The 1,167-nt window shown below is 48.8% G+C and carries 2 rRNA genes; both read left to right on the top strand.

From position 1 onward, the window contains the following. Positions 1-798: ribosomal RNA gene (locus tag ARSQ2_RS01730) — 23S ribosomal RNA — on the top strand; the annotation flags it as partial. A 162-nt stretch (positions 799-960) separates the two neighbouring features. Further along, a 5S ribosomal RNA gene (rrf, locus tag ARSQ2_RS01725) occupies positions 961-1,075 on the top strand. Positions 1,076-1,167 lie beyond the last annotated feature (92 nt).

The raw sequence follows: 1,167 nt of genomic DNA, 5'->3' as shown, positions 1-1,167 counted from the left end.
TAGGATAGGTGGGAGGCTTTGAAGTGTGGACGCCAGTCTGCATGGAGCCAACGTTGAAATACCACCCTTTAATGTTTGATGTTCTAACTTGGGCCCGTAATCCGCGCTGAGGACAGTGTCTGGTGGGTAGTTTGACTGGGGCCGGTCTCCCTCCCAAAGCGTAACGGAGGAGCACGAAGGTTGGCTAATCACGGTCGAACATCGTGAGATTAGTGCAAAGGCATAAGCCAGCTTGACTGCGAGCGTGACGGCGCGAGCAGGTACGAAAGTAGGTCTTAGTGATCCGGTGGTTCTGAATGAAAGGGCCATCGCTCAACGGATAAAAGGTACTCCGGGGATAACAGGCTGATACCGCCCAACAGTTCATATTGACGGCGGTGTTTGGCACCTCGATGTCGACTCATCACATCCTGGGGCTGAAGTAGGTCCCAAGAATATGGCTGTTCGCCATTTAAAGTGGTACGCGAGTCAGGTTTAGAACGTCGTGAGACAGTTCGGTCCCTATCTGTCGTGGGACAAGGAAGATTAAGGGGGGCTTGCTCCTAGTACGAGAGGACCGGAGTGGACGCACCACTGGTGTACAGGTTGTCATGCCAATAATGGCATCGCCTGGTATAACTAAGCGCGGAAGAGATAACCACTGAAAGCATCTAAGCGGGAAACTTGCCTCAAGATAAGTCTTCCCTGACAGTAATGTCCTATAAAGGGTGTTCGAGACGAGGACGTAGATAGGCTGGGTGTATAAGTGTAGCGATACGTTGAGCTAACTAGTACTAATGACCCGAGAGGCTTAACCTGACAACACTGAAGGTTTTTTGAGAGAGAATTTTAGCTTGCTTTGAGATTGAATATGGTCGAATTTTGCTGAAGGCCGAGGTGTGTTCGCTACTGAGGTAGGTGAGGAGACGACTTATACTTATAAGGCAGGGAAATAAGACGGGATAAATAAAAAAGAATTTGTCTGGCGCTAATAGCGCGGTGGTCGCACCTGACCCCATGCCGAACTCAGAAGTGAAATGCCGTAGCGCCGATGGTAGTGTGGGGTCTCCCATGTGAGAGTAGGGAGCTGCCAGACTTTAATTATATTAAGAAAGCCACCCTTGGGTGTGTAGTGGTCTAATAAAACTGTAGAGATTTATAGCTTATAATTAAGCAAAATCTTATAGG

The sequence above is a fragment of the Arsenophonus endosymbiont of Bemisia tabaci Q2 genome, assembly GCF_902713415.1.
Lineage (GTDB): Bacteria > Pseudomonadota > Gammaproteobacteria > Enterobacterales > Enterobacteriaceae > Arsenophonus.
Note: the sequence above shows the minus strand (reverse complement) of the source record. Positions and strands in the feature narration are given on the sequence as shown.